Below are 13,725 nucleotides of genomic sequence, written 5' to 3'. Positions count from 1 at the left end.
GGTGATCACGTTTAATAGCCGCGCTCTTTACTTTTCTGAAGCTGATTATGATTGTTCGTCCTCAACAGCACTGGCTGCAACTGATTTTTGTCTGGCATGGTTCGGTACTTCCCAAAATTTATACCCGACTGCTGCTTAACTTCCTGCTTTCCATCGCCGTGATTGTCATGCTGCCGTGGTATACCTCGCTGGGCATTCGGTTTACCGTCGCGCCGTTCAGCATTCTGGGTGTGGCTATTGCCATCTTCCTGGGATTCCGTAATAACGCCTGTTATTCCCGCTACGTTGAGGCACGTCTGCTTTGGGGGCAGTTGATGATAGCGGCGCGCTCGCTGTTTCGCGAGGTAAAAAACACCTTACCGGATGATAAACATCTCGGCGAGTTTGTACGCCTGCAAATCGCCTTTGCTAACTGTCTACGTATGACCCTGCGCAGAGAAACCAATGCCGATCAGCTGTCTCGCTATCTGGCGCCTGACGATTTACGCAACGTGATGGGCGCCAACTCACCGGCGAACCGTATCCTGCTGATCATGGGGGAATGGCTGGCCGTGCGGCGGCGTAGCGGGCAGCTTTCAGACATCCTGTTTCACAGCCTCAACAACCGCCTGAATGACATGTCCATCGTGCTGGCTGGCTGTGAGCGTATCGCCAATACGCCAGTCCCGTTTGCCTATACGCTGATCCTGCACCGGACGGTGTATCTGTTCTGCATCATGCTGCCGTTTGCGCTGGTTGTGGATCTGCATTACATGACGCCCTTTGTCTCTGCGCTGATTTCGTACACTTTTATCTCGCTGGACACGCTGGCGGAAGAGCTGGAAGATCCGTTTGGGACAGAAGATAACGATCTGCCGCTGGACGCCATCTGCAACATGATGGAGCGCGATCTGTTGCAGATGAACGATGAAGAGAACATCCCTGAAAGACTGATGCCGGATAAGCATTATCAGCTGACCTGACGGGCATTCCACTCATCGCGGGTGATTTCCCACAGCTCCGAATCCAGCAGGCCGCTGACATAGGCTTTCTTCTCCGTCCTGATGAGCCGCATGCCGCTGCTGTCTGAAATACGTCGGGAGCGGCTGTTGGCCGCCGCTTTCGGCGCGCGTAACACCGGTTTATTGAGCGTATTGAACCAGTAATCCGTGGCCGCAATACTCGCCTCGCGCATATATCCCTGGCCCTGAAATTCCGGTGCGAGCCAGAAGCCCCGGTTGTTGTCCTCCACGTCATACAGGCAAATCAACCCCATCAGTTCGTCAGGCGCTTCGCGACGGCGAATCGTCCAGAACCACGCAATCCCTTTGGCCATATCGGGTAGTGCAACGTTGTTAACATAATTTTCTGCACCGTTTTCCGGGTAGGGCCAGGGGACTGAAGCCACCATATAGCGGACAATTTCCCAGCGCGGATAGCGTTGCTGGATCTGGACGGCATCTTCTGCAATCAGGGGGCGTAATATCAGGCGCTCGGTGGTAAGCGTGGGTATGGTCATCCGCTGATCTCCATAATTAAGCGTTATGCTTTTGTTTGGGTTCTGGTATTTTCATCTTAATAACATTCTGTTCCGATGTACTGTACTAAAACGATGTTGAGTTAACGTAATCAACCTGCTTGAAAAGGAGAAGGGTATGGTTTTACCTGGGATAAACCTTGATAAAAACTTACCGGGCTACGATTTTGCGAAAATGTCGGGAGTTGGGGCTGCGGATTTCGATTTTAAAGCGCTTGGTGCCGCCATGGACTGTCATCGTGAATTTGCTCACGCGGGTATCATTTACTCTGCCGGCCCCCAACGCTTCCTGGTGCGACCCGGCAAAAGACATCCTCAAGGGCAAAGTGGAATAGTAACGCATGTTATCGTGACCAAAGCCTCCTCGTTTCCGTCTGCTTCCACAGCAGGAAAAGTATTGAGTGATGCAGTTTCATCTACTTCCATGGGAACTGAAATTGCCTCAACCGTTCTGTCATGTGGAGCGATGATCATAACTGGCGGAGTGATGCTCGCTGGAACAGCAGCAACTCCCCTTACCGCAGGCGGGGGAAGCGTACTGGTCGCTATTGGCTACGCCGGAACGGCTGCCACCGGTCTGCAATGTGTGAATGGCCTTTATCGAATTTATGATTTGGTTGAAAATGACGGTGCCAATGTCGCCTGGCTGGATACTCAGGACTGGTATGTCGCGACATCCACTTCCTTAGATGTCATTTCTCTGGCAAGCGCAGGCGGTGCACTTAAAGAGGCTGTTACTACCTGGCGCGCTATGAAATCCGTTTCGTCCTTGAAAGCAACCGAGTGGCTAAAAAGTTATCCTCGTCAGGACCGTGCTCGACTGACTGAATTAATTATTCGCGCTCAAAACCCTGGTATAAGCAATAAAGAAGTCAAAGCGCTTATTCGAGCAGGCTTTTATCCAAAACGATTCCCATCGGGTCCTGTTCAGGTTGAGCTCACCAGGCAATTAAGTCAAGTTGTAACGAGTGCCGCGGCGCTTGCAGGAAGCGCTGTAAGCGGAGTTATTGCCGCTCCGGGGAACATACCTCGCACCAGTAAATACATTATCGGTACTATCCAGTCACTGGCGGTTTTCTGATGAAAATTCTGCACTTGTTAACCGGACACGTTTCTTACGAGCTCCTGCAACACGGAAAACGGATTGAGGACGCTATTGCCCGTCATGACAATGATTTATTAAACCATTCCACACCCGAACTGGAGCGGTATTTTTCACGCCCGCTTAGTGAGCTGCCACGGCAAAATGCTTATCCGGTAGCGATATTATTACCGCTATTTCTGGTGATTTTTGCGTTTAATTTGCTGCCATTTCTCCAGACAATATCCAGTATGCCGCCAACGCTACATGCACTCAGTTTTTTTGTCCCATCGCTAGCGATACTTATCTTCCTGATGCTCGCGAGTGCCTTCCTTGCCCGGGGATACACTTCAGGACTAACAGGGTTTTTAGCGCTTTTCATCATCCTGCTGACATTAACGGTACTGCAATGGCTTCACTATCTGACCATTTCTGACGGCAGTAGCTGGCAGCTGATCATTGCAACGATCGCTTTGGTAATTAGCCGTATGGTGTTAAACAGTCGAGGCTTTGTGCTGTTCACGCTATATTGTCGTTCGAAGCGTCTTGCCACGCTGGCTCGCATCATGCGCCTGAAGAGCAGTAAGGATAATGTGAGGAACACATGACACTCATCGTACGCCCGTTACAGGCAGAAGATTACCCACAGTGGCGACCGCTGTGGGATGGCTATACCCATTTTTATGAGTGCTACCTTGACGAGTCCGTTACCACGACCACCTGGGACAGGGCGCTCGCAGATTCATCACCCCTGTTTTGCCGGGTCGTGGAGAAAGACGGCAGCGTCATCGGCTTCGCCATGTGTGTCCTGCATGAAGGGACCTGGTCAACCGCGCCCGTTTGCTATCTGGAAGATCTGTTTGTTGACGCTGCCGAACGTGGCGCAGGGGCGGGTAAAGCGCTTATCGACGCCCTGATCGATGAGGGTAAGCGGGAAGGGTGGTCAAAACTCTACTGGGTAACCCGCATGCACAATCCGGCGCGTAAGCTGTATGACCACTATGGTGAAGCCGACGATTACGTCCGGTACCGAATCACCCCTTAACCGGGTTTGTATCACACTGTATCTGCGTCTGTGATACATACACAGGTATGCAATAAAGCCGCATCCGCACACATCCTTTATACAAACGCATGGTGTTATATCTCCGTCAACTGAACTCACCCGGAGATAACATCATGTTTAACAAACTCGCATACTCAGCAGTCGCCCTGACCGTTTCGATTGGCACCGTGATGTCCTGTCAGGCGGAAGCGATGGGCAAGGATTACGCGTCGGCCTTCAACCAGGTAAAACAGATTAACGCTGGCGATCTTAACGTCGGTTATGTCGATATCGGGCCGAAAGAGGGGCAACCGGTGATCCTGCTGCATGGCTGGCCGTACGACATTCACAGCTACGCTGAAGTGGCCCCCGCGCTGGCCGCGAAAGGGTATCGTGTCATTGTGCCGTCCCTGCGCGGGTACGGCACCACGCGCTTTATTTCTGATAAAACACCGCGAAACGGCCAGCCTTCGGCAATGGCGAAAGATATCGTTAATCTGATGGACGCCCTGAACATCAAACAGGCGGTGTTTGCCGGTTATGACTGGGGAGCGCGTACCGCGGATATCGTTGCGGCGCTCTGGCCGGAACGGGCGAAATCGCTGGTCTCGGTGAGTGGCTATCTGATCAGTAGTCAGGCGATTGGGAAACAACCATTACCGCCGAAGGTAGAGGTTCAGTGGTGGTATCAGTTCTATTTCGCCACGCCGCGCGGTGCGGAAGGCTATGCTAAAAATACGCACGATTTTGCCCGGTTGATCTGGTCCCAGGCTTCGCCGGACTGGAAATTCAGCGATGCCACCTTCAATGCCAGCGCCAAATCCCTCGATAACCCGGACCACGTTGCCGTCACGCTCAGTAATTACCGCTGGCGTCTGGGTCTGGGTCTGGAAAAAGGGGAGCCTAAATATGACGCCTACGAACAAAAACTGGCGACGCTGCCGAACATTACGGTGCCGACCATCACCATCGAAGGCGGTAATAACGGGGCGCCACACCCTGCACCTGCGGCCTATGCCGGGAAATTTACCGGAAAATATGAGCACCGTACTTTCGGCGCAACGGTGGGCCACAACCCGCCGCAGGAAGATCCGCAGGACTTTGTTAAAGCAGTTGTCGACGCGGATAAGCTCTGATATGTGCTATTTTCAATCCGTTACCTCTTAATCAGGAGCCTGCGGTGGAGCATATTGATCACATCCTTGTCGTCGATGACGACAGGGATATTCGTGAACTGATTGTCGATTACCTCGTGAAATCCGGCTATCACGCCTCTGGTGCGGCGAACGGAAAAGAGATGCGCATGGTGCTCGACAAACAGCATATCGACCTGGTGGTGCTGGACGTGATGATGCCCGGCGATGATGGCCTGACGCTGTGTCGACAGCTGCGCAGCAGCAGGCATAAGGATCTGCCGATCCTGATGCTTACCGCGCGCAATGAAGACACGGACCGGATCCTGGGGCTGGAGATGGGCGCGGACGATTACGTGGTGAAACCGTTTGTGGCCCGCGAGCTGCTGGCGCGTATTAAAGCCATCCTGCGTCGTTTTCGCACTATGCCGCCTAATCTTCAGGTCACCGAGGCAGGGCGTCTGGTGGGCATGTGCGTGACTGGGCGAAGAAATATCAGTCTGAAGGTCTGGTGGTGATTGGCGTCCACACCCCGGAATACCCCTGGGAAAAGCCGTTATCATCGGTGAAAAACGCGGTCAACAAATGGCCGTTGCCGTACCGCGTAGTGACGGATAATAACTACAAAATCTGGAGCGCGTTCGGAAATCAGTACTGGCCCGCACATTACTATTTCGATGCGAAAGGGCAACTGCGTTATACCGCGTTTGGCGAAGGGAGCTATGACAAGCAGGAGGCCGTGATTCAGCAGTTGCTCAAGGAAGCGCGTTCCTGATCCGGCTTACGGAACCCGCTGAGCCACCAAAAACAGGCGCGGAAAAGCCAGCAGTATCTGCCCGTTCTCCTGGAGCGGATACTGCTCTTCCAGCAGCTCAAGGTAGCGTTTCAGATAGTTTTTCTGCTCGCTTTCGTTGAGTTCCTGTAACCACGGGCGTAACCCTGTAGCGCTGACCCAGTCAATAATCGCCTGATGAGAGCTCATCTGATGGAAGTAAGTGGTGCGCCAGATATCCACGTCGCATCCCGCTTCCGTCAGAATATCGTAGTAGGCATGGATACCCGGCAATGGCTCGCGGCCACGATCGGGGTAGCCCTGTTCCCAGGCAACTTCACGCATCAGGGCGTGCGTCGGCTCAAGCCAGTTGTCAGGCATTTGCACCGCCAGCACGCCGTTTAACTGGAGCAGTGAAACCAGATGTGGCAGAAGGTGGTAATGGTCCGGGATCCATTGCAATGAGGCGTTGGCGTAGATCAGGCTGAGCGGCTGGTCAGGTTTGTAGTGCCGGATGTCCGCCTCAACAAAGTGGCAGTCTGGCAGGGCCTGTCGGGCTTCCTCCAGCATGGCCGGGGAGTTATCCACGCCGGCGATCTGCGCAGAAGGCCAGCGCTGTTTCAGCAGCGCGGTGCTGTTGCCTGGCCCGCAGCCCAAATCCACGCCAGAGGTTATGTCAGCTAGCGGCACCCGGGCGAGTAACTCAGCGGCGGGACGTGTGCGTTCTGCGCTGTACTGTAGATAAAGAGAGGGATCCCAGTCGGCCATTTTCGCATCTCCATGTTGAGGTGTTCAGCAAGAATAGCACAGGCAAATACCTGCGCCGGGGCAGGTATCTGGCTAATGGTGAGATTATAAAATGCCTTTGAGGGCCAGGTGATAGAGCAGCATGATGGTTTTTCCGTCGACAATCTGCCCATTTTCAATGCCCCGAAGCGCGTCGTCCAGCGTCATTTCCAGTACGTCGATATCTTCTCCCTCTGCTTTAACGCCGCCGCCCGCGCTGGTCCGATCCTGCGGATGATATTCCGCCAGATAGAAGTAGAGTTTCTCGGTAACCGAGCCCGGGCTCATATAGGCCTCAAAAATTTTCTCTACGCGCGTCACCTTATACCCGGTTTCTTCTTCCGCTTCGGCCTTAATCCGGCTTTCCGGGTCAAGGTTATCGAGCAACCCGGCGGCCGCCTCAATGAGATCCTCTTCGTGACCATTTATAAACACCGGGAAACGGAACTGACGCGTCAGAATGACGGTTTTGCTGTCGCGATTATAGAGCAGGATCGTCGCGCCATTCCCCCGGTCATACACTTCACGCTCTTGTCGCTGCCAGTCGCCATCGCTGCGCTGGAGGTCAAAAGTATATTTTTTCAGGTTATACCAGTTGTCGGACAACGTTTCGCTGTTGATAATGCGTATATCTGCACGTTTTGATTGCACGTTTGGCTCTCCTCTCGTAGAGTAAGCATCATAAACAGCACTATCGTGCAAATACAAGGCATATCGTGCAACAACAGGAATAATTCATGCTCACAAGCCAGCGTAAACAGTTGATTCTGGAAAAACTGGAGGCGGAAGGTCAGGTCCAGTCTACTGCGCTCAGCCTCTTTTTCTCGGTGTCTGAGGACACTATCCGCCGGGATTTACGTGAACTGGCGGCAGAAGGGCGTTTGCAACGTGTTCACGGCGGCGCACTGCCAGCATCGTCAGCGATTGCGCCTTTTGCCGAGCGTCAGTCCGTTAAAATGGATGCAAAAAAACGCGTGGCACGGAGAGGCGCGCAGCTCATTTCACCGGGGCAGGTGGTGATCATTGATGGCGGGACGACCACCTCCGAACTTATTACGTTCTTACCACCCGATTTACGGATAACCGTGGTGACGCACAGCCCGGGTATCGCTTTGGGGCTGGTCGACCATCCATGCATAGAGGTGATCCTGATTGGTGGTCGTTTGTATAAACACTCCATCGTCACGGTCGGCGCGGCCGCTATTGAAGGCATCAATAATATTCATGCGGATCTGTTCTTCATGGGGGTCACCGGCGTCCATCCTGAGGCCGGGCTGACCACCGGAGATTACGAAGAAGCGTGCATCAAACGTGCATTTTCCGGCAGAGCGGCGGAAACGGTGGTATTGGCCTCACCGGAAAAGATCAACACGGCCTCGGCGTTTGTGATTGGCGACCTGTCGCTGGTGAATACGCTGGTTGTTGAAAACACAACGGATGAACGCTGGGTGAGCGCTCTGAAAGAAAAGGGCGTTGCGGTGATCGCAAGCCAGTAAATATCTGCTTTTTTGCCAGCCTGACCGCGTGGCTGTCAAACAGACAAAGGTTATCCTTCACGCGGATTTCTAGACTAAGGCTTTCATCTGTTTAAGGACAAGCCATGAAAGCGGTCTCCATTCTGACGTGCGGCGCGGACCCAACCGCGCAACGCCTGTCAACGTCTGCCATTCAGCAGGCCATAAATAGGGCTCAACAGAACGATGTCATTGTTATTCCGCAAGGCCGTTTTCTGACCGGAGCACTGTTCCTGAAAAGCGGTGTTTCGCTTCGCCTGGACGCTGGCGCACAGCTCGTTGGAAGCCAGGATCTGGCTGATTATCCGTTGATAAACACCCGGGTGGCGGGCATTGATATGCGCTGGCCGGCAGGCATTATTAATATCATCGATTGTGAAAACGTCAGTATTACCGGTACAGGCACGATAGACGGGCAGGGTGTTATCTGGTGGCGACGCTTCTGGGGCGATGACGAGCGCAGCGGCATGGTCGGCGATTACAGCGCCAGAGGATTGCGCTGGGTGGTTGATTACGACTGTCAGCGCCCGCGCAATATTCTGGTCTTTGAAAGCCAGAGCATTCTGCTGCGTGATTTTACCAGTCGGGAGTCCGGATTCTGGAACGTGCACCTTTGTTATTCGCGCCATATCACGGTTGAGGGCGTGAAAATCAGCAATTCTGCGGGGCCGAGCACCGACGGGATTGATATCGATTCCTGTGAACAGGTGCGGGTTGAACGCTGCATTGTTTCCTGTAATGACGACAATATCTGCATAAAATCAGGACGAGGACGCGAAGCGGCGCAAAAAGCACGTACAGCACGGGATATCGTGGTTCGCGGATGTACGCTGAATAAGGGGTCCGGGATCACGCTGGGGAGCGAAACTTCAGGCGGCATTGAACGCGTCCTGATAGAAGATAACGCGTTTAACGGTACGGGCGTCGGGTTTCGCATTAAGTCGGCCCGCAACCGGGGCGGATTTATCCGTGATATCACCGTCCAAAATTTACATCTTACGGACGTACGTTTCCCGGTGCTGATCCAGCTGAACTGGTTTCCGCAGTACAGCTATGGCGACCGGGGAAATTTATCTGATAAACCAGAACACTGGCGCAAGCTGGCTGAAGGTGTTGAGGACGAAGCCGGCCTTACTGCGGTCAGCGGACTGACGATTAAAAATATGTCGGCGCATCGCTCAGACAACAAATATTTCTCGCGTGCATTTTTCATTGAGGGGTATCCGGAGCGTCCTGTGATCGGGTTAACGCTGGACGGAATTTTGATTGACGCGTCAGAGTTCGGGAAAATTTCCGGTGTGGATGGGTTGCGCTTTAAGGATGTGCAGGTGACTGCCGTGGAGAACACGCAAGACCGTAACGACAGTTATGAGCGTTGATGTATTGCACGGTGAAGGCGTTAACGTTACTGTTAGAGAGCTACAAGTAAAGAAATCAGGGGCTTACCGTGAAGAAAGAGATAAAAACACTGGAATCGAGACAGATTTATCGTAACCGCTGGATGTCGCTAAAGGAAGACCGGATTCTGAGAGCCGATGGGAGCGAGGGGCTTTATTCCGTCATTGAAAAAGATGATTTCGTGGTCATCATTCCGGTTGAGAATGATGAAATCTATCTGGTTGAACAATACCGATACCCTCTGGGCCAGAGAACCACAGAACTCCCTCAGGGAAGTTGGGAATGTTCTCGCGACGCTGCACCTGAAGACGTTGCCAGAGGCGAGCTTAAAGAAGAAACCGGGTTAAGCGCCGGGAAAATGGAGTACGTCGGTTATCAAAAGCTCGCACAGGGTTATTCAGCCCAGGGTTATCATATTTACCTTGCCACGGAGCTGACATTTACCGGCCAGCAACTGGAGGAGGAAGAATACGGCCTGACGGTGAAAAAAATTAAAATTAGTGCCTTTGCTCAATTAATACGTGACGGCAAAATCACTGACGCCACCTCACTTACGGCATTCCTGCTGGCGAGAACAAAAAATATGTTCTCTTAATCATAACGTTTTAGATTAATATTAAGTCTCCACATCATTGTCAAAGCCAAGTTCAGATGTCCGGGGCAGCGAAAAGCTCAAATATTTGCTCTGTGCCAGGAGCGGACGTTAATGTCAATGCTCTCAGGCGGAGGCACACCAGAAATGGCTGCCTCCTGATAAAATGGTGTTATTGCTTGGAGGTTATTTTTCATATCCGTATAAATTAATCCTACCTGACAAGTACTCACCTAAATATACTTCACTGATTTTACTGAAGCCTTTCTTTGTAACTTCAGTTTCTAACCATTCACTGTCTTTATTAAGGATTTCTAGCAGGTCATGGTTGGCCAAACCGTCCACTATAATTGGATAGCGTATATTTTCATCGCCACTTTGTATGATGGTTAATTGCCCATTTTGTTCGAGAACGACGCGTTTTAGTTGTTCTATTTCATAAATTCCATTTGCTCTTAATTTGAACATTAGATCATTTGCAGAAACACCATTCCGTAAACACTCCTTAACATTAACACTGCCATTGTGTACTAAGGTAATCGGTTTCCCATCAATTATCCTTTTAATTAATCGATTGTTTTCCTTCAGGAATTTAAGAGCGAAGACCAAAAGAGTCCATATGATTAGTACCAGAATAAATTGAAGAACCGATATAGATTCGTTGTAAATTACGCCCCCTATAATTCCCCCCAGCACATAGTTTTGAACCTGGTCCATTGCAGATGAGGGGGCCAGATTTCCTTTTCCCATAAGATTTATTTGAACAATTAAACACAGTATCCCCAGGCCTAACTTTATTATGATAGGTAAATAAATTATCATTTCCACACCTCAGTTTGTTATGATTTCTATTTCTGGGTTTACTAACGAAACCTCTACTAAATTGTATGTTTTTTGATCTGGGCTCAAATTGACGCGATAAAAAACATCACCAATTTTAACGATAATGCCATCAGAGAGTTGTACGGAACTGGAAAATATAGCATTTACATTCACATCTTTTTTTTGTGATAGGAGCCTAACAAAATTAACCATTTGCGAGGATTGGGAATGTATATTTTGACTATCAGTATAATCAGCATACTGAACACCAGAAATGAAGAGCAAAAACAAGAAAACTATGATTGTTAAGTCACGATATTTGGTTTGCAGGCGATGACGCATATACAGGCTAAAAACAACGATCAAGATAAATAAAGTACTAAATATAACTATGTATTTTAAATAGTCATTGATATTAGACTGCATTTGTAGATAATCTATGCTATAAAATTTCATATAAGTTCAATCCCTAACCCCTCAAAACCACATTTTATTATAGTAAAACATTTCCATTTATTAGTTATCAGCTGAAATTGATCATTATCCTTAAGCCAACTATGTTGACTTGCTTGTTATGACTCAAGGCATCTCAATGTTAGTAGCATTCAGAACTTCCGTTCTTCGCTCATGTCGGGCATTTATCATTCTTCCATACAGGTCACTCACTACCGGAAAAAGAATTCAGAGTATAAATAATCTTCTAACGTTTGTCCTGAACCAGCTTAATAAACTAAGGAATCTGCCCGAGGCGCTTGTTGTCCACGATAGCAGCCTAATCAATTTCCTGAATACGATTATAAGTGGAGTAGGGAAGGATGACTCCGTTTAGCCTGAGTTCTTTCCGGCCATCCGGGTAATGCCAGACCTCAATGTACTTCCCAATATTTTGACAGGTGAACATCGTGCAGTTCTTTGTGTTCCTCGCTGGCAGCGTAGGCCCAAAGTCAGTATAGCGTTCGCGGATAATATTGAATGCGTACCGGGCAAGACCATCCGGTAGTTGATTATTGCCGGGTTTCCCGCGACGACGGCCAGCCATACCCAGTGGGCCAGATTCATTGTAACGCAACAGAAGGCGTTCTGAAATATCAAGGCGCTGCGCGGCCATCAGTGTGGTCAGAGGCTGGACGACAACGTCCTGAATGATTTTGAGTCGGTTAACTTTGTCCATAGTGAAAAACTCCGCTGCGTGTGCCGTCACTAGAATCCCTCGATGGTGAATCTATGTGATGTACACTTAACTTATCCTTATCCCAGAACGGACATTACAATTTTGCTGTTACAACCTTTGTCAAGGCTCAATTGAAATGTCCGTTATCCAGCTCAATTAAAATGACCACTTTGATCTCTCATTCTCTTTACTGATAGACTTGGCTTTGTTGAATAAATCAGATTTCGGGTAAGTCTCCCCCGTAGCGGGTTGTGTTTTCAGGCAATACGCACGCTTTCAGGCATACCTGCTTTCGTCATTTTGTTCAGCGCTCGTACCAGGGCCATAGCCTCCGCAACCTGACCATCGTAGTCACGCAGCGTCAGTGAACCCCCGAACAGCTGTTTTACCCGGTACATCGCCGTTTCCGCTATCGAGCGACGGTTGTAATCTGTTGTCCATTTCCACCGCGCATTACTCCCGGTCATTCGCTGATTAGCCACTGCACGGTTACGGTCTGCATATTCACCGGGCCAGTAACCCGCACCTTTTCGGGGTGGGATAAGCGCGCTGATTTTCTTACGCCGCAGTTCATCGTGACAGAGCCGGGTGTCGTAAGCGCCGTCTGCCGATGCTGCCCTGATTTTTCTGTGAGTCTGCCGGATAAGACCCGGGAAGGCTTCTGAGTCCGTCACATTGTTCAGCGACAGGTCTGCACAGATGATTTCATGTGTGTTGCTGTCAACTGCCAGATGCAACTTTCGCCATATACGACGGCGTTCCTGGCCATGCTTTTTGACTTTCCACTCGCCTTCACCAAAGACCTTCAGCCCGGTGGAATCAATCACCAGATGCGCGATTTCACCCCGGGTGAACGTTTTGAAACTGACGTTAACCGACTTTGCCCGCCTGCTGACACAGCTGTAATCCGGGCAGCGTAGCGGAACGTTCATCAGAGAAAAAATGGAATCAATAAAGCCCTGCGCAGCGCGCAGGGTCAGCCTGAATACGCGTTTAATGACCAGCACAGTCGTGATGGCAAGGTCAGAATAGCGCTGAGGTCTGCCTCGTGAAGAAGGTGTTGCTGACTCATACCAGGCCTGAATAGCTTCATCATCCAGCCAGAAAGTTATGGAGCCACGGTTGATGAGGGCTTTATTGTAGGTGGGCCAGTTGGTGATTTTGAACTTTTGCTTTGCCACGGAACGGTCTGCGTTGTCGGGAAGATGCGTGATCTGATCCTTCAACTCAGCAAAAGTTCGATTTATTCAACAAAGCCGCCCCGCAGAGTCCGGAACGCTGATACGGATCCATATCATTAGTAACAGCGAAAGTACTGACATAATACCGAACGTCAGGCGCCAGCCAAGATAATGCCCAAGCCAGGTTCCCAGCGGAACGCCTAGTGAGAGCGCCAGCGGTGTCCCAGCCATGGCTATCGCCATAGCCCGACCCTGATGAAGCGGCTCAACAATTCGGCGTGAAAACCCCGCCAGCAGGCTCCACGCCAGTCCCGCAGCCGCCCCGGCCCCCAAACGCGCTAACAGGGTCAGGTAAACATTTGATGAAAGTGCGGTAATGGTATTAAAAATGAAGAATCCCGCTACGGTCATTAATAAGACATATTTCCGATTCCACGACCGGGTAACGATAGTTAACGGAATAGCGGCAAATAATGACCCGAGGGCGTAGACGGTGACCCACTGGCCTGCGCTAGCCAGCGAAATATTCATTCCCTTACTGATTTCTGGCAATAATCCTGCTGGAATAGTTTCCGTCATGATGCAAATAAATCCGGTCATCGCAAAAGCCATTAATGGCATATAGGGAAATGTGTCATTCATTTTCTGCATTTTGCAATACCGTTAATGTTTAATTAAGCCTGCCAGGTGCGCAGGCTTAGCGCCTAATAGAGT

Annotated in this window: 14 protein-coding genes and 5 pseudogenes; 10 read left to right on the top strand and 9 right to left on the bottom strand. The window is 50.6% G+C overall.

Annotated features, from left to right (window positions below):
- Positions 1-47 precede the first annotated feature (47 nt).
- Positions 48-962 carry a bestrophin family protein gene (locus tag O1722_RS12105; RefSeq protein WP_017693427.1) on the top strand — a complete coding sequence of 305 codons (915 nt, stop codon included), beginning with the start codon at positions 48-50 and terminating at the stop codon, positions 960-962.
- Here O1722_RS12105 and O1722_RS12100 read toward each other — a convergent pair.
- Positions 950-1,498 carry a GNAT family N-acetyltransferase gene (locus O1722_RS12100; protein WP_022651192.1) on the bottom strand — a complete coding sequence of 183 codons (549 nt, stop codon included), beginning with the start codon at positions 1,496-1,498 and terminating at the stop codon, positions 950-952. The genes O1722_RS12105 and O1722_RS12100 overlap by 13 nt on opposite strands.
- A 136-nt stretch (positions 1,499-1,634) precedes the next feature.
- On the opposite strand from O1722_RS12100, the gene O1722_RS12095 reads away from it, so the two are divergent.
- The 6 genes and pseudogenes from O1722_RS12095 to O1722_RS12070 form a co-directional block, all read left to right on the top strand.
- Entirely contained in the window at positions 1,635-2,597 is a 963-nt protein-coding gene (locus O1722_RS12095) for an Ssp4 family T6SS effector (RefSeq protein ID WP_033487945.1), read from the top strand.
- On the top strand, positions 2,597-3,205 hold the full coding sequence (locus O1722_RS12090) for a hypothetical protein (protein WP_033487946.1): 609 nt from the start codon (positions 2,597-2,599) through the stop codon (positions 3,203-3,205). Before O1722_RS12095 ends, O1722_RS12090 begins: the two co-directional genes overlap by 1 nt.
- Complete coding sequence (locus O1722_RS12085) at positions 3,202-3,642, top strand: GNAT family N-acetyltransferase (protein ID WP_033487947.1); 441 nt, start codon at positions 3,202-3,204, stop codon at positions 3,640-3,642. The genes O1722_RS12090 and O1722_RS12085 overlap by 4 nt, the downstream gene beginning before the upstream one ends.
- A 134-nt stretch (positions 3,643-3,776) precedes the next feature.
- The gene (locus O1722_RS12080; protein ID WP_033487948.1) at positions 3,777-4,778 is read left to right on the top strand and encodes an alpha/beta fold hydrolase; all 1,002 of its coding nucleotides are present in this window, start codon (positions 3,777-3,779) and stop codon (positions 4,776-4,778) included.
- A 44-nt stretch (positions 4,779-4,822) separates the two neighbouring features.
- Positions 4,823-5,242, top strand: a pseudogene (locus O1722_RS12075) (response regulator); the annotation flags it as partial.
- A gap of 2 nt (positions 5,243-5,244) precedes the next feature.
- Positions 5,245-5,550, top strand: a pseudogene (locus O1722_RS12070) (thioredoxin domain-containing protein); the annotation flags it as partial.
- A gap of 6 nt (positions 5,551-5,556) precedes the next feature.
- On the opposite strand, the gene tam reads toward O1722_RS12070, so the two are convergent.
- Both tam and O1722_RS12060 read right to left on the bottom strand, forming a co-directional pair.
- Positions 5,557-6,315 carry a trans-aconitate 2-methyltransferase gene (gene tam, locus O1722_RS12065; protein WP_032669878.1) on the bottom strand — a complete coding sequence of 253 codons (759 nt, stop codon included), beginning with the start codon at positions 6,313-6,315 and terminating at the stop codon, positions 5,557-5,559.
- Between the two features lie 84 nt (positions 6,316-6,399).
- A complete protein-coding gene (locus tag O1722_RS12060; protein ID WP_017382349.1) occupies positions 6,400-6,984 on the bottom strand; it encodes an NUDIX hydrolase in 585 nt (194 codons plus the stop codon).
- An 86-nt stretch (positions 6,985-7,070) separates the two neighbouring features.
- Between O1722_RS12060 and O1722_RS12055 the strand changes: the two genes are divergently transcribed.
- The 3 genes from O1722_RS12055 to O1722_RS12045 all read left to right on the top strand — a co-directional run bounded on the left by O1722_RS12055 (position 7,071) and on the right by O1722_RS12045 (position 9,840).
- Complete coding sequence (locus tag O1722_RS12055; protein WP_015570520.1) at positions 7,071-7,829, top strand: DeoR/GlpR family DNA-binding transcription regulator; 759 nt, start codon at positions 7,071-7,073, stop codon at positions 7,827-7,829.
- Between the two features lie 104 nt (positions 7,830-7,933).
- Positions 7,934-9,226, top strand: a complete 1,293-nt coding sequence (locus O1722_RS12050; RefSeq protein WP_032671140.1) for a glycoside hydrolase family 28 protein — start codon at positions 7,934-7,936, stop codon at positions 9,224-9,226.
- Between the two features lie 68 nt (positions 9,227-9,294).
- Positions 9,295-9,840 (top strand): NUDIX domain-containing protein, encoded by a 546-nt coding sequence (locus O1722_RS12045; protein ID WP_033487950.1) that lies wholly within the window; start codon positions 9,295-9,297, stop codon positions 9,838-9,840.
- Positions 9,841-10,023: 183 nt separating this feature from the next.
- Here O1722_RS12045 and O1722_RS12040 read toward each other — a convergent pair whose 3' ends face one another.
- From O1722_RS12040 to O1722_RS12015, 6 genes and pseudogenes are all read right to left on the bottom strand, one after another.
- Positions 10,024-10,659 (bottom strand): DUF421 domain-containing protein, encoded by a 636-nt coding sequence (locus O1722_RS12040; RefSeq protein WP_015570517.1) that lies wholly within the window; start codon positions 10,657-10,659, stop codon positions 10,024-10,026.
- Between the two features lie 9 nt (positions 10,660-10,668).
- On the bottom strand, positions 10,669-11,115 hold the full coding sequence (locus O1722_RS12035) for a DUF3290 domain-containing protein (protein ID WP_032671143.1): 447 nt from the start codon (positions 11,113-11,115) through the stop codon (positions 10,669-10,671).
- Positions 11,116-11,392: 277 nt separating this feature from the next.
- Positions 11,393-11,542: pseudogene (locus tag O1722_RS12030) on the bottom strand (ISNCY family transposase); the annotation flags it as partial.
- A gap of 1 nt (position 11,543) precedes the next feature.
- Positions 11,544-11,860, bottom strand: a pseudogene (locus O1722_RS12025) (ISNCY family transposase); the annotation flags it as partial.
- A 227-nt stretch (positions 11,861-12,087) separates the two neighbouring features.
- Complete coding sequence (locus O1722_RS12020; RefSeq protein WP_022652343.1) at positions 12,088-13,056, bottom strand: IS5-like element IS903B family transposase; 969 nt, start codon at positions 13,054-13,056, stop codon at positions 12,088-12,090.
- A 30-nt stretch (positions 13,057-13,086) separates the two neighbouring features.
- Positions 13,087-13,653: pseudogene (locus O1722_RS12015) on the bottom strand (MFS transporter); the annotation flags it as partial.
- Positions 13,654-13,725 lie beyond the last annotated feature (72 nt).

The sequence above is a fragment of the Enterobacter cloacae complex sp. HYC003_NIDB genome (assembly GCF_056673375.1).
Note: the sequence above shows the minus strand (reverse complement) of the source record. Positions and strands in the feature narration are given on the sequence as shown.

Excerpts from the sequence above, each read along its gene's own strand:
- O1722_RS12035 (WP_032671143.1), bottom strand. The coding sequence starts at position 11,115 with ATGAAATTTTATAGCATAGATTATCTACAAATGCAGTCTAATATCAAT.
- O1722_RS12085 (WP_033487947.1), top strand. The coding sequence starts at position 3,202 with ATGACACTCATCGTACGCCCGTTACAGGCAGAAGATTACCCACAGTGG.
- O1722_RS12050 (WP_032671140.1), top strand. The coding sequence starts at position 7,934 with ATGAAAGCGGTCTCCATTCTGACGTGCGGCGCGGACCCAACCGCGCAA.
- O1722_RS12090 (WP_033487946.1), top strand. The coding sequence starts at position 2,597 with ATGAAAATTCTGCACTTGTTAACCGGACACGTTTCTTACGAGCTCCTG.
- O1722_RS12095 (WP_033487945.1), top strand. The coding sequence starts at position 1,635 with ATGGTTTTACCTGGGATAAACCTTGATAAAAACTTACCGGGCTACGAT.
- tam (WP_032669878.1), bottom strand. The coding sequence starts at position 6,315 with ATGGCCGACTGGGATCCCTCTCTTTATCTACAGTACAGCGCAGAACGC.
- O1722_RS12080 (WP_033487948.1), top strand. The coding sequence starts at position 3,777 with ATGTTTAACAAACTCGCATACTCAGCAGTCGCCCTGACCGTTTCGATT.
- O1722_RS12100 (WP_022651192.1), bottom strand. The coding sequence starts at position 1,498 with ATGACCATACCCACGCTTACCACCGAGCGCCTGATATTACGCCCCCTG.
- O1722_RS12040 (WP_015570517.1), bottom strand. The coding sequence starts at position 10,659 with ATGATAATTTATTTACCTATCATAATAAAGTTAGGCCTGGGGATACTG.
- O1722_RS12055 (WP_015570520.1), top strand. The coding sequence starts at position 7,071 with ATGCTCACAAGCCAGCGTAAACAGTTGATTCTGGAAAAACTGGAGGCG.
- O1722_RS12105 (WP_017693427.1), top strand. The coding sequence starts at position 48 with ATGATTGTTCGTCCTCAACAGCACTGGCTGCAACTGATTTTTGTCTGG.